Here is a 23705-nt window from a genome sequence, read left to right on the forward strand (position 1 = left end):
CCCGGCTCAGCCCGTGACGAGTTGGATGCGTTCGACGTCGATCTGTCCGGAGCCGCTGCCGCCGGTGAGTTCGACGGCGACGACGGGCGCGTCGCCGACTCCGCGTGCGGGCAGTCGGATCGTCCCGAGCGCGTAGGCGCCGTTGTCCTCGGCGGTGCGCCGGTCCTTGAGCGCCGGGTTGAGACGGGACACGTTCTGCACGTGCCGGCCGCCGCGCGCGTCGACCAGGGTGAGGCGCAGCGGCGTCCCGCCGAGCGTGTCGGTCCGCGTGTCCGCGGGGTTGAGGTTGAGCACGACCTGGCGCACGCGGGAGGTCGGGGTCGTGGTGAACCGCGCCCCACCGGACCTGGTGAGGGTGAGGTGGGCCACGGCGGCCTGCGAGGTCGTCACGCCGATCTTCGCCTCGGGGCACCGATCGCGGTGTGGCTCCAGGTCCATCGCCTCGTAACGGCGGCAGGCGATGACCTTGCCGTCACCGATGCGGGTCACGCCCCGCAGACGCGAGGTGCCGCGGTAGACGCTGTGGGCCCGCGCGTTCGTCGCGGCGAGCCACAGTGCCTCGCGGCCCGCGAGACGCGTGGGCAGGGGCGAGGTCGCCGTGACCGGCATCGCGTTGCGCCGGTTGCGCAGCGTCGCGTCGAACCAGGCGGCCGTGCTCGTCTGGAGGAAGCGTTCGTGAGCGCCGGCGTCGGGGCAGCCGCGCTCGCAGGCGGCGCGCTCGTCGATCTTGCGCTCGGACAGGGTCCGGTTGACGTAGGTGTGGCCGAGTCCGGGCACGGTGGCCACCAGCCCGGCAGTGCGGCGCGGCCGGTCGAGACGCTCCAGGTGCCACTGCACCGAGGTGAGTTTGACGTCGTTGTCGAGCGACCCGACCGTGCCGAGGAACGGGACGTCGGGGTAGGGCACGTCGTGCGGCTGCAGCGCGGAGCCGTAGGAGTAGACCGAGGCGATGGGTGACGTGCGCCGCCACGCGGTGACGGCGGCGGGAACGATGTAGGAGGAGCGCGAGTGCACGACGAGCCCGACCTTGCGCATGTCGATCTTGCGGGTCACGTGCGCGCCGAAGCCGCGGTCGCGCCCCCGGTTGGCCAGGGCGAGTCGGTCGCGCTGGTTGCCGACGATCTTCTTCCACCCCGCCGTCTGGTCGTAGGGGCGGGCCATCTCCTCACCCACCCACAACGGTGACAGGTCGGGGATGAGGACGGAGTAGCCGTGGCGGGCGAGATCGATGCCCAGGTACGTCATGCCGTGGTCCATCCGCAGCTCGGTGCGGCCGCGCGGACACGGGTAGGCGCTGATCATGCCGGTGCAGCCGGGCATCCGCAGGTGGCTGACGACGACCAGCGGGGCACCGGCGCGGGGCTTGTCGGGGACGACGAGCACGCCGCGGTTGGGCGAGCGGAACGCCCCCTTGCGTGCGCCGAGCTCGACGTCGCCGAAGTCGAAGCGGGTGACGATCGCGCCCTTGACGCGCATGACCTTCGTGGGTGCGCGCTTGCGGCCGACGGGCGAGTGCGGGCCGTCGGTCCGGACCTTCGGGGTCGCCCGCTGGGGCGAGGAGGCATCACGGGTGCCGACGCGGTCGCGGGGGCCACGGACGCCACCGGCGCGGCAGCCGGCACGGCCTGTGCGCCGAGGGGCGCGGTCGTCGCCGCGGCGGCGAGCAGGGCGACGAGGGTCGAGCGGATGCTGCGCATGAGTGACTCCTTGCGGGACCGGTCTTCGACGTCAGGATGACACCCGACCGGGGTTGCCGGGAGACGTTTCGCCCGGCGACGCATACAAGGCCCCATCGCTCTGACCTGCGCGAAGATCAGGGCATCATCGGCGGTCGCGGCGCCCCAGCCCGACGGCGAGGAGCGCTCCGGCGACGGCTCCGAACAGGTGACCCTGCCAGGAGACCCCGGCCTGCAGGGGCAGCACGCCCCAGAGCATCGACCCGTAGAGGACGATGACGAGGACCCCCACCATCGCCGTCTTGAGGTGCCGGGCGACGAATCCGTAGACGGCGAGGAACGCGGCGTACCCGTACACGAGCCCGCTCGCGCCGATGTGGACGCTGTTCGGGGCTCCGGTGAGCCACACGCCCAGACCGCCCACGACGATGACCCCGGCCGTGACGATCCACAGATGGCGGGTGGCCAGCGCCAGCAGCGAGCCCAGGACGACGAGGGCGGTCGTGTTGGCGAGGAGATGACCGAATCCCGCGTGCAGGAACGGGCTGAGCACGATCCCCGCCAGGTGGTCGACCTCCCGCGGCCGGATGCCGAACACGTCGAGGGAGAACGGCGTGAGCAGGTCGACGACCTCGACCACCCACATCACGGCGATGACGAGGAGGACCGGCACCACCCGCGTCCACCATGAGCCTCGGGCGGCACCCCGACTCTGCGGGAGGACGGAGGAACGTCGGCGCGGAGTCGGGGAGACCATGACTCAAGCATGCCGGTGCAGCCTGAACGGCGCTCGGATGAGCGGTCAGAGGTTGCGTTCATCGACGATGCGGCGGGCCTTGCCGACGGACCGTTCGATGCCGGACTCGCCGACGATCTCCACCTTGGCGCTGGTGCCGATGCGTGACTTGATGTGGTGGCGGATCTCCGCGGCCATGCCGGCGTAGGAGGACTCGGGCGCGGCGGGTTCGGCCTCGACCCTGACGGTGAGCTCGTCCATGCGGCCGGGTCGGGTGAGGACGCACTGGAAATACGGTGTGAGGCCGTCGATCTCGAGGATGATCTCCTCGATCTGGGTGGGGAACACGTTGACCCCGCGCACGATCATGAGGTCGTCGGTGCGGCCGGTGATCTTGGCCATCCGCCGGAACGTCGGGCGGGCCGTGCCCGGCATGAGCTGGGTGAGGTCGCGGGTGCGGTAGCGCAGGACCGGCATGGCCTCCTTGGTGAGGGAGGTGAAGACCAGCTCACCGGTCTGCCCCTCCTCGACGGGCTCATCCGTCAACGGGTTGATGACCTCGGGATAGAAGTGGTCCTCCCAGATGTGCAGGCCGTCCTTGGTCTCCACGCACTCCTGCGCCACACCCGGGCCCATGAGCTCGGACAACCCGAAGATGTCGGTGGCGTGCATGTTGGCGCGCTCCTCGATCTCCCGGCGCATCGCCTCGGTCCACGGCTCGGCACCGAAGATGCCGACCTGCAGGGAGGTGCCGGCGGGATCGATGCCCATCTTCTCCACGGTGTCGAGCATCGACAGGAAGTAGCTGGGAGTCACGAAGATCAACCGAGGCTTGAAGTCGGTGATGAGCTGGATCTGCTTCTCGGTGTTGCCGCCGGAGGCGGGAACGACAGTGCAGCCGAGGTGCTCCGCGCCGTAGTGGGCGCCGAGTCCGCCGGTGAACAGCCCGTATCCGTAGGAGATGTGCGCCAGGTCGCCCGGCCGGCCGCCGGCGGCGCGGATGCAGCGGGCCACGATCGAGGCCCACGTCGTGATGTCCGCCTTCGTGTACCCCACGACCGTCGCCCGGCCCGTCGTCCCCGAACTGGCGTGGACGCGCACGACCTGCTCGCGCGGCACCGCGAACATCCCGAAGGGGTAGTTCTCGCGCAGGTCCACCTTGGTGGTGAACGGCAGCAGACGCACGTCGTCCAGGCTGCGGATGTCCTCGGGGTGGACCCCGGCCTCGTCGAGCTTCTTGGTGTAGTGCGGCACGTTGTCGTACGCCGAACGCACGCTGGACTGCAGGCGTTCGAGCTGGCGGGCGCGCAACTCGTCGACGGACCAGCGCTCGGCCTCGTCGAACAGATCCGGGCGGGAGTCGATCTCGGGTAGGGGCACGGCGGGTCTCCTCTGGGTGGGTCAGGAACGCGGCGCGGGCAGAGTGCGCGAGCGGCCGCGGAACTCCGCGACGACCCGCCCGTCGGACTCGCGGGTGAGCGTGACGTCGGTGATCCCGCTGCGCCCGCGCACGATGCGCTCGGTCGCCTCGGCGACGAGCACGTCGCCGAGCTTGACGGGTTCGAGGTAGTCGATGTCGCAACCGGAGGCCACGGTCGGGCGGCCGGAGGCGTTGCAGGCGAGGGCGAAGGCGGAGTCCGCCAGGGTGAACATGTACCCGCCGTGGCAGATGTCGTGCCCGTTGACCATGCGGTCGTCGATCGTCATCCGCGCGCGGGCCCGCCCCAACGGCGGGGCGTCGGGGTCGTGAGGGTTGTCGCGCAGCTCGACCTCGAGTGCGGTGATGCCCAGCTTGTGCGAGGCGGGATCGCCGTCCCACATGGTGCGGGCCCACTCGAGGCCGGTCCCGAAGGCCGACAGATCGGGGGTCGCCGGGTGGTCACCCATGAACGCTCCTTCGCGTCTCGACTGCGCTGGTCGGGGCCCTTGGCGTCCCCTCGCGCGAAGGTTGACCCCCGCACGCCACCGTGAAAGTGTAGGTGAACGCCCGGTCGGTAATTCAAGATCGAATCCCTGTGAATCTCACCGATGCGGGGTGCGATCTTCGCCGCGGACGGCCAAGCATCCCGAGCGCAAAGGGGCCTCGCGTGACACATGCACTGCTCGTCGGAGGAGTCCGCACGCCCGTCGGCCGGTACGGAGGCGCCCTCGCGCCCGTCCGGCCCGACGACCTGGCAGCACTGGTGATCTCCGAGCTGATCTCCCGCACCGGTGTCGACCCCGGCGCCGTCGAGGAGGTCATCCTCGGCAACGCCAACGGCGCCGGTGAGGAGAACCGCAACGTGGCCCGCATGGCGGCCCTGCTCGCGGGGATCCCCGAGACGGTGCCCGGCATCACGGTCAACCGCCTGTGCGCCTCGGGGATGTCGGCCATCACGATGGCCTCCCACATGATCGCCGCCGGTGCGGCCGACCTCGTGATCGCCGGCGGCGTCGAGTCGATGTCGCGGGCCCCGTGGGCGCTGGCCAAGCCCCAGACCGCCTACGCCAAGCCCGGCGAGGTCGTCGACACCTCGCTCGGATGGCGCTTCGTCAACCCGCGCTTCGCCTCCGGTGACCTGGCCCGCGACGGCACGATGACCTACTCCATGCCGGAGACCGCCGAGGAGGTCGCGCGGGTCGACGGCATCTCCCGCGAGGACGCCGACGCGTTCGCCGTGCGCTCGCACGAACGGTCGATCGCCGCCATCGAGGCGGGGCGGTTCGCCGAGGAGACCGTGCCGGTCACCGTCAAGACCCGCAAGAACGAGACCGTGGTCGAGGTCGACGAGGGGCCGCGTGCCGGAACGTCGCTGGACGTCCTCGCCGGGCTGCGTCCCGTGGTCAAGGGCGGCAGCGTCGTCACCGCGGGCAACTCCTCGACCCTCAACGACGGCGCCTCCGCCATCCTCGTCGCCTCCGAGAAGGCCGTCGAACGCTTCGGGCTGACCCCGCGCGCCCGCATCGCCGCCGGGGCCGCCGCCGGATGCCCGCCGCAGATCATGGGCATCGGGCCGGTGCCCGCCACCCAGCGGGCGCTCGACATGGCCGGCTGGTCGCTCGGCGACGTCGGCGCCGTCGAACTCAACGAGGCGTTCGCCGCCCAGGCGCTCGCCTGCATGCGGCGTCTCGGCCTGGACGAGGGGATCGTCAACAACGACGGCGGCGCCATCGCCCTCGGCCACCCGCTCGGGTCGTCGGGATCGCGCATCACGATCACGCTGCTGGGCCGCATGGAGCGCGAGAATGCCGCCAAGGGCCTCGCCACGATGTGCGTCGGTGTCGGTCAGGGCGCCGCGCTCCTGCTCGAACGAGTCTGAGAGAGGTTCCTCATGTCGAAGCTTCCGCGTCGCGTCGGTGTCATCGGCGGTGGACGGATGGGCGTCGGGATCGCCCACGCGTTCTGCCTGGGCGGCTGCGAGATCGTCGTCGTCGAGCGTGACTCCGCGGCCGCCACCAGTGCGGGTGAACGGCTGGAGCGCACCCTGCTCAAGTCCGTCGAACGTGGCGACCTCGCCAACTTCGACGTCGCCCTCGAGCGCACCACGCTGTCCGCCGACATGGGCGACCTCGCCGGGTGCGAGCTGGTCGTCGAGGCCGTGCCCGAGGACGCCGAGCTGAAGACCGAGACCCTCACCGCCGCGGAATCGGTGCTCGAGGCGTCCGCGACGCTCGCGACCAACACGTCCTCGCTGTCGGTGGACTCCTCGCGGAGCGGCTCTCGCGCCCGCAGCAGTTCATCGGCCTGCACTTCTTCAACCCGGTCCCGGCCTCGGCGCTCGTCGAGATCGTCGTCGGGGCGAAGACCGACGCGGCGCTCGTCGAGGCGGCCAAGGGCTGGACCGAGGCCATCGGCAAGACCCCGATCGTCGTCACCGACTCACCGGGGTTCGCCTCCTCCCGGCTCGGGGTGTTCATCGCCCTCGAGGCCATGCGCATGGTCGAGGACGGCGTCGCCAGCGCCCAGGACATCGACGCCGCGATGGAACTCGGTTACAAGCACCCGAGCGGGCCGTTGAAGACGACCGATCTCGTGGGCCTCGACGTGCGTCTGCACATCGCCGAGTACCTGGCCGAGACGCTGGGGGAGCGCTTCGCGCCACCGCAGATCCTGCGCGACAAGGTCGCCGCGGGCGAACTCGGCCGCAAGAGCGGCAAGGGTTTCTACGACTGGTGACCGGGCATCCCGACGCCGGAGGTCACGCCCCCGACGCCACGCCCACGACAACGACGGAGAGTCGACCATGACGACGACCGCAGCGCCCACCGTGCCCAGCTACGTCCAGGATCAGTGGTGGACACCGGAGGTCGGCGAGGGGCGCCCGATCCTCGACGCGAGCACCGGCGAGGAGGTCGCCCGCGTCAACACCGAGGGCCTCGACGTGACGGCCGTCATCGAGCACGCGCGCACCGTGGGGCGCCGGTCGCTCGCGGCGATGACCCTCCACGAGCGGGCGCTGATCTGCAAGCAGCTCGGTCAGTACCTCACCGAGCGCCGCGATGAGCTCTACGAGATCTCCCACCGCACCGGAGCGACGTCGCGCGACAACCTCATCGACGTCGACGGCGGGATCGGTGTGCTGTTCACCATGTCCTCCAAGGGACGCCGAGAACTGCCGAACGCCAACGTCATCCAGGACGGGCCGGTCGAACCGCTCTCGCGTGACGGCAGCTTCCTCGGCGAGCACGTCCTCACCGCGCTGCCGGGTGTGTGCGTGCAGATCAACGCCTTCAACTTCCCCCTCTGGGGGATGCTCGAGAAGTTCGCCCCCGCGTTCGTCGCGGGAGTGCCGACGATCGTCAAGCCGGCGCCGCAGACCGGGTACCTCGCCGAGACGTGCGTGCGGATGATGGTCGAGTCGGGTCTGCTCCCCGAGGGCACGTTGCAGATCGTCTCGGGTGCCGACGTGGACCTGCTGCCCCACCTGGACTACCGCGACGTCGTCGCCTTCACCGGATCCGCCGCCACGGCCCAGGCGCTGCGCTCCCACGTCAACGTGCGTGAGGGCGGGGTGCGCTTCATCTCCGAGGCCGACTCGCTCAACGCCGCGATCCTCGGACCCGACGCCGGCCCGGACACACCCGAGTTCGCCGCGTTCGTCTCCTCGGTCATGGTCGAGATCACCGCCAAGGCCGGGCAGAAGTGCACGGCCATCCGCCGCGTCATCGTGCCGAAGGACCGGGTCGACGACGTCGCCCGTGCGGTGGCCGACAAGATCGCCGCCAAGATCGTCCTCGGCGACCCGCGGGCCGACGGGGCGACGATGGGCGCGCTGGTCTCCCTCGAGCAGCTCGAGACCGTGAAGGCCGACGTGCAGCGACTCCTCGCCGCGGGCGGGCGGCTCTTCGGGTCGCTGGAGGCACCCGAGGTCCTCACCGCCGACGGGTCGCGCCGGGTGGTCGAGGCGGGTGCGTTCATGTCGCCGGTGGTCGTCGCGTTCGACGACGCGGACGTCGACGAGGTGCACGACCTCGAGGCGTTCGGGCCCGTCACCTCCGTCATCGGGTACTCCGACCTCGACGACGCGATCCGGCTCGCCGCGCGCGGCGCCGGGTCGCTGGTGGCCACGGTGTGCACGAACGATCCCGACGTCGCCCGCACGCTGGTCACCGGCATCGCCGGGCACCACGGCCGCGTGCTCACCCTCAACCGTGAGGACGCCAGGACCTCCACGGGTCATGGCTCCCCGGTCCCGCACCTCGTGCACGGCGGCCCGGGGCGGGCGGGTAACGGCGAGGAGCTCGGTGGGGTCCGTGCCATCAAGCACTTCATGCAGCGCACCGCGATCCAGGGCTCACCCGCGATGCTCACGGCCATCACCGGCGTGTGGCACCGGGGCGCGCCCATGCGTGCCGCGGGCTCGGAGAAGTTCGGGGGAGAGGCGGGCAACGTCCACCCCTTCCGGCACTCCCTGGCCGACCTGCGCGTCGGAGACGCGTTCGTCTCGGACCTGCGGCAGGTGCGTCTGGAGGACATCACCGCGTTCGCCACGGAGACCGGCGACGAGTTCTACGCCCACACCGATCAGCAGGCGGCGGAGGCCAACCCGTTCTTCCCGGGCATCGTCGCGCACGGGTACCTCCTCGTGTCGTGGGCGGCGGGCCTGTTCGTCAGCCCCGCACCGGGTCCGGTGCTGGCGAACTACGGGCTCGACTCCCTGCGGTTCATCACCCCTGTGGCGGCGGGCGACTCGATCCGTGTCGAGCTCGTGGCCAAGCGGATCACCCCGCGCGTCACCGACGAGTACGGCGAGGTCGCCTGGGACACCACGTTGTTCAATCAGAACGACGAGTTGGTCGCCACCTACGACGTGCTCACCCTCGTGGCCAAGGAGTGGCCGACGGGGCAGTGAGGCGAACGCCGTCGGGTGGCGTGGGCGGTGACGGATGACTCCGGCCCGAATCCTGGTTCGGCCGGGGGTGGAGGAGGACACTGGAGGTGTCACCTGCGAGAGGAGTCGCCATGAACGCCGCTACCGGCAGCAGCACGGCAGACCGCGACGACAGGACCGTTCCGGAGCTGACCGGTCGCGTCGTGCTGGGGTCCGCGGGTGAGCGCCCGCCCGCCAACTCGACGACCGCGGAACGCTGGGGCGCCGCCTACGCGGCGCGGAGCAACAAGCCCGCGGTGCTGTTGGGGGCGATCAGCGCCCACGTGTCACCGCCGTACGCCGACGTCGTCTACGTGCCGACGCTGCTCGACGACGCACGGCAGGCCCTCGACGTCCAGTTGGAGCGGATGAGGCAGGACCTGCTCGCCGACCACCCCTCGCTCGACCTCACGTGCGCGTCCGTGCCCGGCCCCGCGGGGTCGGTGCTCGTGGACGCGTCGCAGGACGCGGCGCTCGTCGTCATCGGCACCCGCGGTCTCGACGGCTGGAGCGGCCTGCTGCTCGGGTCGATCTCGCACCACGTCGTCACGCATGCGCGCGGGCCGGTCGCGGTCGTGCCCGCCGAGTTGACGGACGACCTCACCGACGAGGATCCGATCGTCCTCGGCGTCGACGGCGAGAGCGACCGTGCCGCAGCGGCGTTCGCGTTCGCCGAGGCACGCGCGCAGGGGCGTCCGCTCATCGCCGTGCACTCGTGGCGGCCGGGGGACCGCTGGTCGGAGAACGCCCACGGCTCCTCCGAACCGCCCCAGGTGCAGCTCGACCACGTGCTCGAGAAGACCCTCGCACCGTGGACGCAGGAGTACCCCGACGTCGAGGTCCTGCGCCAGGTCGTGCGCGGCGACTCCGAACTCGCCCTGCTGGGGGCCTCGGCGCGGGCGGCGATCCTCGTGCTCGGCACCCGTGGTCGGGGAGATCCGCAGCGTCCTGTTCGGCTCGACCAGCCTGCGCATGCTCGGCCGCGCGGCCTGCCCGGCGGTCGTCGTTCCCGAACCGCGCCACTGAGGCGGCCCCGGCGGCGGGGTGTGCATCACGCACAGATCGGCCCTGAGAAGCATCGCTTCGCACATGGTCAGGCTCGGTGCCCGGTCCTAACGTGAGCGCATCACCGGACCGAACCAGGAGTCCCCATGGAAGCCCTTGCCGCTCACGACGATCACGCGCTCGGCCGTGTCCCACGGTCGGCGCGCCGCCACTGGTTCGGCATCGCCGTCCAGCGCTTCGGGCAGGTCTCGGCCCTGTCCCAGTTCCTCCTCGGCGCCACCCTCGGGTTCAGCATGACCTTCAGGGACGCGGCGATCGCCTTCCTGCTGGGCTCGATCGTCCTCGAGATCGTCATCTGCGTCGTCGGCATCATCGGTCAGCGTGAGGGACTGCAGACCTCCCTCCTCGCGCGGTGGACCGGGTTCGGCGAGGTCGGTTCGTCGATCGTCGGTGTCGCCATCGCCATCAGCCTCATCGGCTGGTTCGGCATCCAGAGCGCCATCTCCGCGGAATCCCTGGAGTCCCTCATGCCGGGAGTTCTTCCGGTCTGGGCCTGGTCGGTCATCTTCGGCCTGCTCGTCACGGCGATCGTCGCGTTCGGCTTCATGGGGATGCAGTGGCTGGCCAATGTGACGGTGCCGTTGTTCCTGCTGCTGGTCGGGTGGTCGATCACCACGGAGTTGCGACAGCACTCCCTCGTCGACCTCATGACGCAGGCGCCTCCCGGCCCGCCGATGAGCATCGCGGCCGGAACCGGGCTCGTCGCAGGCGGATTCATCGTCGGCGCGATCATCACCGCGGACATGACGCGCTTCAACCGCTCCGCGCCCGACGTGATCAAGCAGACCGTCGTCGGCATCACCCTCGGCGAGTTCGTCATCGGCATGTCCGGCGTACTGCTGGCCCACGCGGCCGGCACCGGCAACATCGTCGCCATCGTCACGTCGTCGGTCGGGTTCGTCGGTCTGCTGGTCATCGTCACCGGCACTCTCAAGATCAACGACTGGAACCTGTACTCCTCGGTGCTCGGGCTCGTGAACTTCGTCTCGACCGTGTTCGACCGAGCCCTGCCGCGTGCCGCCACGACGGTGGTCATCGGCATCGTCGGGACGTTGCTCGCGGCGTTCGGCATCCTCGGCGGTTTCGTGCCCTTCCTCGTCGCCCTGAGCGCCGCGTTCCCGCCCATCGCGGGGATCATGGTCGCGGAGTACTTCGTGGTCAAGCGGTTCCGGCCCCAGCTCGACGCCACCCGCGCAGGTGAGGCCCTCCCGGCGACGGCACCGCGCGTGGTGCCCGCCACCCTCGTCATCTGGGCCGCCTCCTCCCTCATCGGCTACTTCGTGACGTGGGGCATCCCGTCCATCACGGCCCTGGTCCTCGCCTTCGTCCTCTACGTCGTCGCCGGCAAGGCGGGGCTCGTCCGCGGGGTGGGCGAGGTCCGCACCGACAACGACCAGCCGGTGGCCGGAGCCCAGCGTCCGGTCGTGGCACGTCAGGGCGACGTCACCGCGCCGGCGGCCGACCTCTGACCAACTCGGAGACCCGAGCATCCGACCCGAACCCTTCAGGAGGAGACCACATGCACATCGGGATCGACGTGGGTGGCACGAACACCGACGCCGTCCTCATGGACGGCACCACGGTCAGGGCGGGGGTCAAGCGCGCGACGAGCCCCGACGTCACCTCGGGGATCGTCGAGGCCATCGGCGTCCTCAACGACGATCACGCCTTCGCCGGGTCCGACATCACGGCCGTCATGATCGGCACGACGCACTTCATCAACGCCCTCGTCGAGGCCAGGCGCCTGGCGCCGACCGCGGCCCTGCGACCCGGCCTGCCCGCCACGAAGGCACTGCCCCCGCTGGTCGGGTGGCCGCCGGCGCTGGTCGAGGCCATCTCCGGCCGCGCCTACCTGGCGCACGGAGGATACGAGTTCGACGGCCGCCCCATCTCGCCCCTGGACCCCGAGGAGATCAAACGCCACGCCGCGGACATGGCTGCGGCGGGCATCCGGTCGGTCGCCGTCTCCTCGGTGTTCAGCCCCGTCAACCACGACGTGGAGATCCGCGCCGCCGAGATCCTGCGGGGTGAGCTCGGGGAGGAGGTGGCGATCTCGCTGTCGCACGAGATCGGCCGGATCGGACTGCTGGAGCGGGAGAACGCGACGATCATCAACGCCGCCCTGCGTGAGCTCGCCGTCGAGATCGTGGACGGGCTCACGGCCGCGGTGCGCGCGCGGGGGATCGAGGCACCCATCTACCTCAGCCAGAACGACGGCACCCTCATGGACGAGAGCTACGTGCGTCGCTACCCGGTGGCGACCTTCGCCTCCGGGCCGACGAACTCCATGCGGGGCGCGGCCGCCACGAGCGGCCTGACCGACTGCGCCGTCATCGACATCGGTGGGACGACCAGCGACGTCGGTGTCCTCGTCCACGGATTTCCCCGCGAGACGACGAACGAGGTCATGGTCGCCGGGGTGCGCACGAACTTCCGGATGCCCGACGTGCTCTCGCTCGGCATCGGCGGAGGCAGCCACGTGCACGAGGACACCGCCGAGGTCGGGCCCACCTCCGTGGGGTACCGGCTCACCGGCGAGGCCCTCGTCTTCGGCGGCGACACCCTCACCGCCACCGACATCGCCGTCGCGGCCGGCCGGGCCGACATCGGTGACGCCGACCGCGTCCGGCACATCGACCGGGGGTTCGCCCGCGCCGTCATCGACCGCATCGCCGAGCGCACGGCCACCGCCGTCGACCGGATGCGCGTCTCGGCCGACCCGATCCCCGTGGTCGCCGTCGGCGGTGGCTCGGTGCTGCTACCCGACGAGATCCCCGTGTTCGGCACGGTCCACCGCCCCGACCACTACGCCGTCGCGAACGCGATCGGCGCCTCGATCGCGCAGGTCGGGGGCGAGGTGGACAAGGTCGTCGAGGTGGAGCCCGGGCGCCGTGACGCCATCCTCGACGGCATCCGACAGGACGCGGTGGACAAGGCCGTGGCGGCGGGCGCCTCACCGCGCACCGTCGCGATCGTCGACTTCGACGAGGTGCCCATCCCGTACCTGCCCGGCAACGCGACCCGGGTGCGGGCCAAGGCGGCCGGCGACCTCGAGGGGGTGTGATGTCGCGTCACATGGGGCCCGAGGCCGTCCCCGACCTCGCCCGCGGCGCCGCGGTGCTCGGCGCCGGAGGTGGCGGCGACCCCTACATCGGGGGACTGTTGGCCGGTGCCGCGCTCACCTCATCCGGAGGGGTGAAGGTGGTCGATCTCGACGAGGTGCCCGACGACGCGCTCGTGGTGTCCGTCGCCATGATGGGCGCCCCGACGGTGATGATCGAGAAGCTGCCCGGGCTCGTGGAGGTGGCCGCGCCCGTCCGTGCCCTCGAGGCCAGGCTCGGGCGGGCCGTCACCCACCTCGCCTGCGCGGAGGCCGGGGGAGTCAACTCGACCATTCCGCCGGCCGCCGCCGCTGCCCTCGACCTGCCGCTGATCGACGCCGACGGCATGGGCCGCGCGTTCCCCGAGCTGCAGATGGTCCTCCCCACGCTCTACGGCGTCTCGGCGTCGCCGCTGGCCATCGCCGACGAGAAGGGCAACCGCACGGTCCTCGACACGATCGACAACACGTGGACCGAGCGGATCGCCCGGGTCGCCGCCGTCGAGATGGGGTGCTCGGTGATGATCGCCGGATTCTCGATGACGGGGGAGCAGGCCCGCGAGGCGCTCGTGCCGGGGTCGCTCGGTCTGTGCACGCGGATCGGGACCGTCATCCGCGAGGCCCGCCTCGACCATGAGGACCCGGTGGCCGCGGTCGCCGCGGAGCTCGGGGGCTGGAACGCTTCGCCGGCAAGGTCGCCGACGTCGAGAGAGCCACCACGACCGGCTTCGCCCGTGGGCGTGCCCGCATCGAGGGGGAGGAGGGGATGCTGACCCTCTCCTTCCAGAACGAGCACCTCGTCGCCACGCTCGACGACCGTGTCCTGGCCACGACGCCGGACCTCATCATCGTGCTCGAGGCCGACACCGGTGAGCCCATCACGACCGAGGGCCTGCGGTACGGACAACGCGTGCGCATCGTCGCGGCGCCCGCGGATCCGCGCTGGCACACAGCCGCCGGTCACGCGCTCGTGGGCCCGGGCTACTTCGGCTACGACATCCCCGTCACCCGGTTCGACGGCACGCAGGAGGTCTCGGCATGAGCTGGACGTTGCACGCAGCCGACCTCCCCGACCTCGCCCGCGGCGCGACGCTGCTCGGCACGGGTGGGGGCGGCGACCCCTACATCGGGCGGATGCTCGTCGAGCAGGTGCTCGGCGACGCGGCGATCACGATCCTCGACCCCGACGAGATCGAGGACGACCTGTTCGTCATCCCCACGGCCCAGATGGGGGCACCCACCGTCATGGTGGAGAAGCTCCCCGCCGGCACCGAGCCGACCCTGTCGCTGCGCATCCTCGAGGACCACCTCGGCCGGAGGGCGGATGCGACGATGCCGATCGAGTGCGGCGGCATCAACTCGATGATCCCGCTGATCGTTGCCGCCGAGACGGGGCTGCCCGTCGTCGACGCGGACGGGATGGGCCGCGCCTTTCCCGAACTGTCGATGGAGACGTTCGCCGTCTACGGCACGCACGGATCGCCGCTCGCGCTCGCCGGTGAGGGTGGTGAGCGGGTCATCATCGACACCGGGGACGACGACCACCGGATGGAATGGCTGGCGCGGGCCGTGACGATCCGCCTCGGCGGGGTGGGGCACATCGCGGAGTACGCCATGACCGGGGCGGAGGTCCGCCGCACGGCGGTGCCACGGACCCTCTCGATGGCGCTGGCCCTGGGGCGGGCGATCCGCGAGGCGCGGGAGGCCAAGACCGACCCGTTCGCCGCGATCGAGCAGACGCTGGCCACGACCCTCTACTCGCACGTGCGGGTGCTGCACCAGGGCAAGGTGGTCGACGTCGAGCGCCGCACGACAGAGGGATTCGCCAAGGGCGTCGCCCGGATCGCACCGGCGGACGGGCAGGGAGTCCCACTGGAGATCCGCTTCCAGAACGAGAACCTCCTGGCGTTGCGCGACGGCGAATGCCTCGCGATCGTGCCCGATCTCATCTGCGTGCTCGAGGCCGAGACCGCCGAACCGATCACGACCGAGGGCCTGCGCTACGGGCAGCGGGTGCGGGTGCTGGGTATCTCGACCCCGGAGATGATGCGCACCCCCGAGGCGCTCGCGGCCTTCGGACCCGCGGGCTTCGGGCTGGACCTGCCGTTCCGGCCGGTGGAGGCATGCGGAGTACCGTGAGCAGGACCGGGCGCGAGGGGGATCATGACGTCACACGTCAGGCTCGATCGCACCACCGCGCTGGTCGTCGCGCTGTGCTGGGCCACCTCGGCCGGACTGCTGCTCGCGCTCCCGCTCGTCGAGCCGATGGTCGGCGCACCGAGCACTCCTCTGACGACCACCGCCACGATCGCGTACGCGCTGCTGCTCACGACGCAGGTCGCGGCCCTCGTCGGGGCGAGGACCTGGCCGACGGCGGTGTTCGTGCTGGTGGTGGCCCTGGACCTGCCGGGGACGTGGTTCGCCCGCGACCTCGGCAGCAGCCTGTCCACCCTGACGCTCGTGGCCGCGGTCTACGCCGTGTGCGTCGAGCGCGGGGTGCGCCGCGCGGCGCCGCTCCTCATGGCCGCGATGGTCGTCCTCGCGGCCACGCGCGTGATCGTCGGCCCCGACGTCGCGACCGTCACCGAGCGGGTGCTGCTCCCCATCGCGCAGGTCGTGCTGACCGTCGCGCTCCCCATGCTCGCGGCGGCACTCGTCACCGGTCGGCGTGACGTCGCGGCCGCCCGTCTGGAGTCGGCCCACGCCGAGGCACGCCGGCGGGAGGCCGAGCGGGACGCTGCGACCGCCCGCGAGCGCACGGCCATGGCCCGCGAGCTGCACGACGTGGCCGCGCATCACCTGTCCGGGATGGCCGTGATGACCGGCGCGATCGAGCGGATGATCGACACCGACCCCGCGGCGGCCAAGGCGTCCCTGCGCGAGGTCCGCACCGAGACGACGACGCTCCTGGCCAACCTGCGCCGGCTCGTCGGGCTGCTGCGCCAACCCGGTGCCGAGCAGGGGGCCGGCGCGTCGCTCGACGGGATCCCCGCGCTGGTGGACCGAGCCGAGGCCCACGGACTGCCGACACGACTGCAGGTCCACGAAGGGCCCGCCGGGCTGGACGCCCGGAGCGACCTCGGGCCGATCGCGCAGATGGCGATGTTCCGCATGGTCCAGGAGTCGCTGGCCAACGCCGCGATCCACGCCCCGGGATCGACCTGCACCGTCATCCTCGACGACCGCGATCCCGCGGCCGTCGTCGCGACCGTGACGAACACCGCGCCGGGATCGGGGCCGCTGCCGGCGAACCGGTCCGGGCTGGGGCTCGTCGGGATGCGCGAGCGCGCCGACCTCACCGGCTCGACCCTGACCTTCGGCCCCACCGCGGCGGGCGGATGGCAGGTTCGGCTCACCAGCCCCCGCGACCGCGCCGCCCCCGGCGAACCGGCGCGCGGCGAGCCCACCGGCGGCGACCACCGCATCGACCCCGAGGAGCCGACATGATCCGCGTCGTCGTGGCCGACGACCAGCCCCTGGCCCGCCTCGGGCTGGCGGCCCTGCTCGGCACCGAGCCGGACATCACGGTGGTCGGCACCGCCACCGACGGCGAGGAGGCCGTCGCCCAGGCCCGCGCCCTGCGTCCCGACGTGGTGTGCATGGACATCCGGATGCCGGGGCGCGACGGGATCAGCGCGACCCGGGAGCTGAGCGGCCCGGGGAGCACGGATGCGGTGCCGGTGCTGATCCTCACGACGTTCGATCTCGACGACTACGTTTCCGGGCGCTGGAGGCGGGGGCGTCGGGGTTCCTCCTCAAGGATGCCGACCCCGAGGTGGTCATCTCGGCGGTGCGCTCGGTCGCCGCGGGCAAGGGCACGCTCGACGACGCCCTGACGCGGCGGGTCATCGCCGAGCTCGTCGACCGGCGCCGGACCGCGCCCGTCCGTGCGGGGCGGGCGACCGATCTGCTCACGGCCCGCGAGCTGGAGATCCTGCTGCTGCTGGCCGAGGGGATGTCCAACGACGAGATCGCCCGGACGCTCACGCTGGAGGTCACGACGGTGAAGTCGCACCTGGCGCGGATGCTCCCGAAACTCGGTGTCCGCTCCCGGCTGCAGGCCGCCGTCTGGGCCTACCAGAACCGCATCGTCGAGCTGCCCGAGGAGCCCTGAGCGTCGTCTGCCGGAGGGAGCCGTGAGCGGGTCTTGCACCTTTCGATGCAGGCGCCGAAGTGCGCTCTTTCGCCTCTCGCGGACCCCCGACCTGCGCTTCTAGCGTCGTAGGTGGAGCAGATCGCTCCGACGACCACGCCAGGAGCATCCCGTGTCCGCACTGCTGCGCCGATCCGCGCGCCCACGCCCTCCCGTCCTCCACGACAGGACGACGTCCGACCCCCTCGACGGGGACGCCCCCGCGGCTCTGCGCCTCGTCGACGTGCACAAGTCCTACGCCCAGGGCACCGATCTCGTGCCCGCGTTGCGCGGCGTCGACCTCGTCCTGCCCGCCGGCTCGTTCAGCGCGGTGATGGGCCCGTCGGGCTCGGGCAAGTCGACCTTCCTCAACTGCGCCGCCGGGCTCGACACCCCGAGCAGCGGGACGATCCACGTCGGCGGGGTCGACCTCACCGGCCGCAGCGCCGACGACCTGACGATCTTCCGGCGCGACCACATCGGCTTCGTCTTCCAGGCCTACAACCTCGTGCCGCAACTGAGCGTCGAGCAGAACATCCAACTCCCGCTGCTGCTCGCGGGCCGACCGGTCGACGGCACCCGCCAGGAGGCGCTGCTCGAGGCCGTCGGCCTCGGCGGGATGGCCCTGCGGATGCCCGGCGAGCTCTCGGGCGGGCAGGCCCAGCGCGTCGCGATCGCCCGCGCCCTGATGACCTCACCCGAGATCCTCTTCGCCGACGAGCCCACCGGCGCGCTCGACAGCCGCACCGGTCGGCAGATCATCCAGCTCCTGCGTGACGCCTCGCAGCAGACCGGCCAGACCGTCGTCCTCGTGACCCACGACCCGGTCATCGCGGCGGTCGCCGACCGGGTGCTCTTCCTCGCGGACGGCGTGCTGGTCGGCCACCTCACCGCACCGACGGCGACCGAGGTCGCCGCCCGGATGACCGAGCTGGGCGGGCACTGACATGTGGCGCCTGTCCCTCACCACCGTGCGCACGAGTCGGGTCTCGCTCACCGGCGTCTTCGTCGTCCTCGTTCTGGCCGCAGCGCTGCTCGCCGCCGTGGGGGTGCTCGCCACCTCCGGCCTGACGGCCATCGCGGGGTCGATCGCGGGCGTCAGCGTCGCCATCGTCCTCATCGTGCTCTCCTCCACGATGTCCCTGGTCGCCGCGCAGCGCCGACGCGCGTTCGCACTGATGCGGGCGGTCGGGGCGACCCCCGCCAACTGCGCCGGCTGCTCGCGCAGGAGGTCCTCGTCGTCGCGGCCGTCGCGGCCCCGCTCGGGGCGGTCCCCGGTGCCGTCGCGGTGTCCTTCACCGCGCCCCTGCTCGTCGCGAGCGGTGTCGCCCCCGCCGATCTCGAGATCGTCCCCTCCCTGCTGCCGATCGCGGGCGTCATCGCGATCGTCGTGCCGGTCGCGCTCGTCGCCGCACTGCTCGGCACTCGTGAACAGTTGCGGGTCGCGCCGACCGACGCGCTGCGTCAGGCCGGCATCGAGTCACCGCGACTGGGCAGGCTCCGGCTCACCCTGGCCGCCGGCTGCGCCGTCGCCGGGCTGCTGTCCGCGCTGACCCCGTGGGTGATCCCCGGTGCCATCGGTGGCGCCACCGCGGGCGGATCCGCGCTGCTGCTCATCACCGCAGCCGCGCTCGCCGGACCCTGGCTCGTGCAGCAGGTCTTCGACCGGGTCGCCGCGCCCCTGGCCGGCCGCGGTGGCGCGAGCACCCAGCTCGCCCTGGCCAACACCCGCGGGTTCTCGCGGCGACTCACCTCCGTCGTCGTCCCGCTCGCACTCGTCGTGACGTTCGGGATCGTGCAGAACCTCGTCGCCGCCACCCTCGGTGCCGCCGGCACCCAGCAGCTCTCCGACGGCCTGCGCTCCGACGTCGTCGCCGCGAGCTCCCGCGTCCTCACCCCCGATGTCCTCGACCGCGTGGCCGATCTCCCGGGGGTGCGCACCGCGACCCCGACCGGCACGACGACCGCCGAGCTGCGGTCGGAGAGCGACGACGACGACCCGTTCGGCGCCCGGTTCTCGTGGGAGCCGGTCGCGGTACGTCTCGTCCCCGCGACCGACGCGACCGACCTCATCGACCTCGGCGTGACCGCCGGCTCGCTCACCGGACTCACCTCCCCGGGCACCGTCGCCCTCAGCTCCGACACCGCCTTCGAGCACGGCCTGTCCGTCGGCGACACCGTGCCGCTGCGGTTCACGGGCACCTCCGGGCCGGTTCAGGAGGAGGGCAGCCCCGCGCGGGTGGTGGCGCTCTACTCCCGAGGCCTCGGTCTCGGACCGGTCGCCGTCGGCAGCTCGACTCTCCCGGCGCACGTGCCCGGGCCGTCCGACGCCATGCTGCTGATCGACGTCGAGCCGGGAGCGACCGCGCTCGTGCAGGAGGGGGTCGCCGACCTCGGCCTGCAGGTCGCCGACCGGAACCAGGTCATCGCGTCCGCCGGTGAGGCCGAGGCCACGTCTCAGGCCGTCTCGCTCGCGGTCCTGCTCGTCCTGCTCGCGTTCATCGCGCTCGGCGCTCTCAACGCCGTCGCGATGACGACCCTCGGACGGCGCGAGGAGTTCGCGCTGCTGCAGGTCATCGGCACCTCACGGCGTCAGGTCGTGCGCAGCGCTGCGATGGAGGCCGGCATCGTCGGCGCCGCGGCGATCGTGCTCGGCATCCTCGCCGTGGTGCCAGCAGCGGCCGGGATCACCTACGGATTCGCCCACGCGGCATTTCCGTCGGTGAGCTGGGGCCTCGTGGCGGTGCTGGTGTTCACCGCGGCCCTCGTGCCCGTCGCCGGGATCCCGGGCGTGGCCACCCTCATGACGGCTCGTGCCAGGACGGGGCGGCTGTCATGACCGACCTCGTGCGACGCCACCCGCTGCTCAGCTTCGTCGTGCTGGCGAACCTCCTGAGCTGGGTGGCCTGGCTGCCCTACATCCTGTCGATGAACGGGCTCGGCTGGTGGGACTACACATTCCCGTCCGTCCTCGGCACGAGCCAACTCGCCGGCGTCCTGCCGGGTGCCTACCTCGGCCCGATCACCTCCGCCTTCCTCGTCACCGCGATCGCCGACGGGAGGCCCGGCCTGCGCCGGTGGCTGCGGCGGCTCTGGAGCTGGAAGGTCGGGTGGCAGTGGTACGCGATCGTCCTGCTCGGCGTGCCCGCCGTCATCATCGCGTGCAGCGCGATCCTCACCGGTGGACGCGTCCAAGCGCCCCCGCTGATCGTCGTCGCGGCCTTCCTGCCCGGCCTGATCCTGCAGATGGTGACGACCGGCCTCGCCGAGGAGCCGGGGTGGCGCGACTTCGCCCTGCCTCGGATCCAACGGCGCTTTGGCCCGCTGCTGGGCGCCGCGATCCTCGGTCCGGTATGGGCCCTGTGGCACCTGCCGCTGTTCCTCACCGAATGGGGTGGCTGGCCCGACAGCACCTGGCTCCGACCACTGGAGTTCACGGCGTTCTGCATCACCTTCAACGTGGTCATGACCTGGGTCTTCAACCGCACCCGGGAGAGCGTGCCGCTGGCCATGCTCCTGCACGTCAGCGTCAACAACTTCATGTCGATCGCCTGGGCCGACATGTTCCCCACCCTCGGCGCGGCCGACGCCCAACACGTCCTGCTCCTCGGGGGAGCGTCGCCGCCGCGGTCGTCCTCCTCGCCACCCGAGGCCGGCTCGGCTATGAGCCACGTCTCCAGGCACCGTCCGCACACCTCCGTCCGACTCGCAGCACGGTCTCGACGGTCGGGACCTGGCCGTCCCCGCCCAAGGAGTAGCGATGTCGCTCGACCAGAAAGCCGTCCGGACCTCTGCGCGGCGCCGACGCGTGACCTGGAGTGTGATGGCGTGCGCCGGCATCTGGGCGGCCATCCTGCTCGACGTCGTCGTCGCCGAGTACGTCATCATCCACCGTCTGTCGCTGCCCGGCCGACAGCGCAGGCCCGGCGTACCGGGCGATCGATCGCCCGCCTCACGGCTCCCGATCGGCGTCACCGGGTCGTGATCCGCACCACCTAGGGTGACGGCATGTCCTGGCAGCTGGGGATCGAGGAGCTGCCCGCTCTCATGGCGGGCAGCTCCCTGCTGGGCGGTGGCGGAGGTGGTGATCCCGCCGTGCTCGTGCCCGCCGTCGCCCGCGGCGCGCGGTGGCCGGTCGAGGTCCATGACGTGACCGAGCTGGACCCGGCGACCCCGTGTCTGTCCGTGGGGGTCGGCGGGTCCACGGTGGTGACCACAGAACGACTCCCCGGACTCGATCCGTTCGGGCCGGCCATCGCAGCGGTCGAACGGTGGCTGGGGGTGCCCGTCCGCACGGTCTGCAGCAGCGAGATGGCGGGCCTGAACGGGGTGACCGCGTTGCCGCTGGCCGGTGAGCGTGCCCTGGTGGACGCCGACCTCCTCGGCCGCGCGCTGCCCTACCTCGACCAGTTCAGCCTGTTCGCGGACGGCATGGCGGGCCTGGTCGCGGCGGCGTCCACGGGCGGGGACGGGGTGGCGCTCGTCGCGAACGCCCGACCCGAGGACGTCGAGCGACTCATGAGGGCGGCGATGGTGGCGGCGGGCGGCTGGTCGGGCGTCGTCATCGGAGGTTTCACCGTGGGCGACCTCGCCGGCCACGCTATCTGCGGGTCGATGGCGCGGGCGTTGCGGCTCGGCCGGGCCTGGCTGCAGGTCGACTCGGTGGACCCCTCAGCGGCCGAGGCGTTGGGCGCCGCGTGGCTGGGGTCGGGACGCATCGTCGAGCTGTGGCGCGACGCGGGGGATCTGCGCACGGTCAGCGTCGATGTCCGCACCGAGGACGGCGGGGTGATGCGGGTCGTGTCGCGCAGCGAACACCTCGCATGCGTCGTCGACGGCGAACCGGTCGCTACCGCACCCGACATCATCGTCGTGATCGACGTGGTGGGGCGGACCCCCGTCGCGGCCGACGAACTGCGGCCCGGACTCACGGTCGCCGTGCTCCGCCTGCCCCCACCGACGTGGTGGGGAGCGCGCGAGGACCGGCTGGCCCGGGTGCGCCCCTCGCGCTACGGCGTCCTCGGCACGGAGGTGGGCCGGTGACCGGCGGACTGACTCCGGCCGCGCTCGCCGCGCACCCCGCGAACGGCGGCATGGAGGTGCTCACGACGATCGAGGGCTGCGTCTGGCGGGACGTCGTCGTCGAGGCGCGGGAGGAGGACCTGCCCGACTCGGCCCAGGACTGCCTGGCCGTCCTCACCTCGCCCGTCGCGGCGGAGCCGTGGCGTGTCGACGCGCTCCTGCGCCGGGTGCGCGACCGCGGGTTCACCGGGCTGGCCGTCGGACCGGAGCCGGAGATCGGTTGGGGGAGTCGGGTGCTCGCGCAGCGCCTCGGCCTGGTGCTCGTCGTGGCCGGGCACCCCACGGCGCTGGCCCGCGCGTGCTGGGAGCTGGTCGAGGGCCGCGACGCCCTCACCCTGTCCCTCGTGCGACGCGTGGCCGGGTCGATCGAGTACCACGCCGACGACATCGGAGACCTCGTGCGGCACCTGTCCGCGGGCATCGGTCACGCTCTCGCGCTCGTGGACGGTGTCGAGGTGCTGCACCGCGCGGGTCCGGCCATCGATCCCGACCTGCTCGCGGCCATCGACACCTCCAGGTGGGTGCATCAGGTGTGGACGCCGACGGCCGCCGCCGTGTCGGTGCGCGTCGACACCCGGGCGCGGGCAGGGTTGCGGCTCGTCATCCACGCGGAGGGGATCGACGAGCCGCACCTGGTGGCGCTGACCACCGCGGCCGAGATCGCGATGCCCGCCGTGGCCGCCCGCATCCTCATCGACGAGATCGAGGACGTCAGTGACGTGTCCAGGTCGTCGTCGTTGCTCGCCGACGTGCTGGATGCCGCCGGGTCCGTCGACGCCGAACTTCATCGCCGGGTGACGGCGCGCGGGTGGCGGGTGCACGGGTGGCACCTGGGGTTCCGGGTGCAGAGCCGTGCCCGGGTCGATCCGCTCGATCTGCTCCGGCGGGTGCGGCCGTGGCTGCATTCCCTGCCGGTCGAGACGCACGCGACGACCCGTGGCCGTGGCGTGACGGGCTGGTTCACGTTCACCTCGGCGCCCGACGGACACGGTGTCGACGAGGCGGCCGGGGCCATCCGCGAGATGCATCGCGCGCTCCTCGCCGACCTACCCGTCGCGACCGGGATCGGCAGCGTGCACAGCGGACCATCGGGCCTGGTCACGACGCTCGGCGAGGCACACGACGCCGCGCGGCTGGCGACGGGGCGGCCCTCGACCCACTGGCTGCTCCACGTCGACAGCCTCGGGCTCGAACAGCTCCTGCTCGCCTGGACCGGCACGGACACGTTCGTGCCCGCCGCCCGGGCTTTGCTCGGACGGCTGCGCCCTGCGGACCGGGCGACCCTGGGGGCCTACCTCGACCACGAGTCCTCGCTCCTGCGCACCGCCGAGTCCCTCGGCCTGCACCGCAACACCGTCCGCCAACGCATGCAGCGCGTGCAGGAGGTGTTGGGCCTCGACCTGCAGGACCCCGACGTGCGGTTGGCCGTGCACCTGGCGTGCCGGGCGGTCTCCGCCCCTCATCGGGGCAGGGAGTGACGCCGGACCGCCGGCCGCGACGGTGGTCTTCAGGCTCACCCCGGACATCGAGGCTCACGTGGTGACCACACGCTCATCATCGACGG

General features: G+C 72.0%; 18 protein-coding genes and 2 pseudogenes. 16 read left to right on the forward strand and 4 right to left on the reverse strand.

Features of this window, described 5'->3' with window-relative positions:
* Positions 1 to 6 precede the first annotated feature (6 nt).
* The 4 genes from QQK49_RS05925 to paaI all read right to left on the reverse strand — a co-directional run bounded on the left by QQK49_RS05925 (position 7) and on the right by paaI (position 4299).
* Positions 7 to 1476, reverse strand: a complete 1470-nt coding sequence (locus QQK49_RS05925; RefSeq protein WP_284303137.1) for a hypothetical protein — start codon at positions 1474 to 1476, stop codon at positions 7 to 9.
* Positions 1477 to 1821: 345 nt separating this feature from the next.
* Complete coding sequence (locus QQK49_RS05930) at positions 1822 to 2352, reverse strand: rhomboid family intramembrane serine protease (RefSeq protein ID WP_284303138.1); 531 nt, start codon at positions 2350 to 2352, stop codon at positions 1822 to 1824.
* Positions 2353 to 2478: 126 nt separating this feature from the next.
* Entirely contained in the window at positions 2479 to 3792 is a 1314-nt protein-coding gene (paaK, locus tag QQK49_RS05935) for a phenylacetate--CoA ligase PaaK (RefSeq protein WP_284303139.1), read from the reverse strand.
* A 21-nt stretch (positions 3793 to 3813) separates the two neighbouring features.
* The gene (gene paaI / locus QQK49_RS05940) at positions 3814 to 4299 is read right to left on the reverse strand and encodes a hydroxyphenylacetyl-CoA thioesterase PaaI (RefSeq protein WP_284303140.1); all 486 of its coding nucleotides are present in this window, start codon (positions 4297 to 4299) and stop codon (positions 3814 to 3816) included.
* 200 nt (positions 4300 to 4499) lie between these two features.
* Here paaI and QQK49_RS05945 point away from each other — a divergent pair, with 200 nt between their 5' ends.
* From QQK49_RS05945 to QQK49_RS06015, 16 genes and pseudogenes are all read left to right on the forward strand, one after another.
* Positions 4500 to 5711, forward strand: a complete 1212-nt coding sequence (locus QQK49_RS05945) for a thiolase family protein (protein ID WP_284303141.1) — start codon at positions 4500 to 4502, stop codon at positions 5709 to 5711.
* Positions 5712 to 5723: 12 nt separating this feature from the next.
* Positions 5724 to 6568: pseudogene (locus tag QQK49_RS05950) on the forward strand (3-hydroxyacyl-CoA dehydrogenase family protein).
* A 67-nt stretch (positions 6569 to 6635) separates the two neighbouring features.
* Complete coding sequence (gene paaZ, locus QQK49_RS05955) at positions 6636 to 8744, forward strand: phenylacetic acid degradation bifunctional protein PaaZ (protein ID WP_284303142.1); 2109 nt, start codon at positions 6636 to 6638, stop codon at positions 8742 to 8744.
* A gap of 110 nt (positions 8745 to 8854) precedes the next feature.
* Positions 8855 to 9883 carry a universal stress protein gene (locus QQK49_RS05960; RefSeq protein WP_284303143.1) on the forward strand — a complete coding sequence of 343 codons (1029 nt, stop codon included), beginning with the start codon at positions 8855 to 8857 and terminating at the stop codon, positions 9881 to 9883.
* 30 nt (positions 9884 to 9913) lie between these two features.
* Entirely contained in the window at positions 9914 to 11296 is a 1383-nt protein-coding gene (locus QQK49_RS05965; protein ID WP_284303144.1) for a purine-cytosine permease family protein, read from the forward strand.
* A gap of 50 nt (positions 11297 to 11346) precedes the next feature.
* Positions 11347 to 12891, forward strand: a complete 1545-nt coding sequence (locus tag QQK49_RS05970) for a hydantoinase/oxoprolinase N-terminal domain-containing protein (RefSeq protein ID WP_284303145.1) — start codon at positions 11347 to 11349, stop codon at positions 12889 to 12891.
* Positions 12891 to 13969: pseudogene (locus QQK49_RS05975) on the forward strand (S-methyl thiohydantoin desulfurase family protein). Before QQK49_RS05970 ends, QQK49_RS05975 begins: the two are co-directional and overlap by 1 nt.
* Positions 13966 to 15066, forward strand: a complete 1101-nt coding sequence (locus QQK49_RS05980; protein WP_284303146.1) for an S-methyl thiohydantoin desulfurase family protein — start codon at positions 13966 to 13968, stop codon at positions 15064 to 15066. The pseudogene QQK49_RS05975 and the gene QQK49_RS05980 overlap by 4 nt, the downstream one beginning before the upstream one ends.
* A 24-nt stretch (positions 15067 to 15090) precedes the next feature.
* Positions 15091 to 16374 (forward strand): sensor histidine kinase, encoded by a 1284-nt coding sequence (locus tag QQK49_RS05985; RefSeq protein WP_284303147.1) that lies wholly within the window; start codon positions 15091 to 15093, stop codon positions 16372 to 16374.
* Positions 16371 to 16763 carry a response regulator gene (locus QQK49_RS22625; RefSeq protein WP_348536108.1) on the forward strand — a complete coding sequence of 131 codons (393 nt, stop codon included), beginning with the start codon at positions 16371 to 16373 and terminating at the stop codon, positions 16761 to 16763. The genes QQK49_RS05985 and QQK49_RS22625 overlap by 4 nt, the downstream gene beginning before the upstream one ends.
* Complete coding sequence (locus QQK49_RS22630) at positions 16718 to 17041, forward strand: LuxR C-terminal-related transcriptional regulator (RefSeq protein ID WP_348536109.1); 324 nt, start codon at positions 16718 to 16720, stop codon at positions 17039 to 17041. Before QQK49_RS22625 ends, QQK49_RS22630 begins: the two co-directional genes overlap by 46 nt.
* A gap of 151 nt (positions 17042 to 17192) precedes the next feature.
* Positions 17193 to 18005: an ABC transporter ATP-binding protein gene (locus QQK49_RS05995; RefSeq protein ID WP_284303148.1), complete on the forward strand. Its 813-nt coding sequence runs from the start codon at positions 17193 to 17195 to the stop codon at positions 18003 to 18005.
* A gap of 342 nt (positions 18006 to 18347) precedes the next feature.
* Positions 18348 to 19898 carry an FtsX-like permease family protein gene (locus tag QQK49_RS06000; protein WP_284303149.1) on the forward strand — a complete coding sequence of 517 codons (1551 nt, stop codon included), beginning with the start codon at positions 18348 to 18350 and terminating at the stop codon, positions 19896 to 19898.
* On the forward strand, positions 19895 to 21058 hold the full coding sequence (locus tag QQK49_RS06005) for a type II CAAX endopeptidase family protein (protein WP_284303150.1): 1164 nt from the start codon (positions 19895 to 19897) through the stop codon (positions 21056 to 21058). Before QQK49_RS06000 ends, QQK49_RS06005 begins: the two co-directional genes overlap by 4 nt.
* A 9-nt stretch (positions 21059 to 21067) precedes the next feature.
* Complete coding sequence (locus QQK49_RS06010; protein ID WP_284303151.1) at positions 21068 to 22102, forward strand: DUF917 domain-containing protein; 1035 nt, start codon at positions 21068 to 21070, stop codon at positions 22100 to 22102.
* The gene (locus tag QQK49_RS06015; protein ID WP_284303152.1) at positions 22099 to 23619 is read left to right on the forward strand and encodes a PucR family transcriptional regulator; all 1521 of its coding nucleotides are present in this window, start codon (positions 22099 to 22101) and stop codon (positions 23617 to 23619) included. Before QQK49_RS06010 ends, QQK49_RS06015 begins: the two co-directional genes overlap by 4 nt.
* Positions 23620 to 23705: the final 86 nt, after the last annotated feature.

Origin of the sequence: Mobilicoccus caccae (assembly GCF_030161635.1) — a bacterium.
GTDB classification, from domain to species: Bacteria; Actinomycetota; Actinomycetes; order Actinomycetales; family Dermatophilaceae; genus Mobilicoccus; species Mobilicoccus caccae.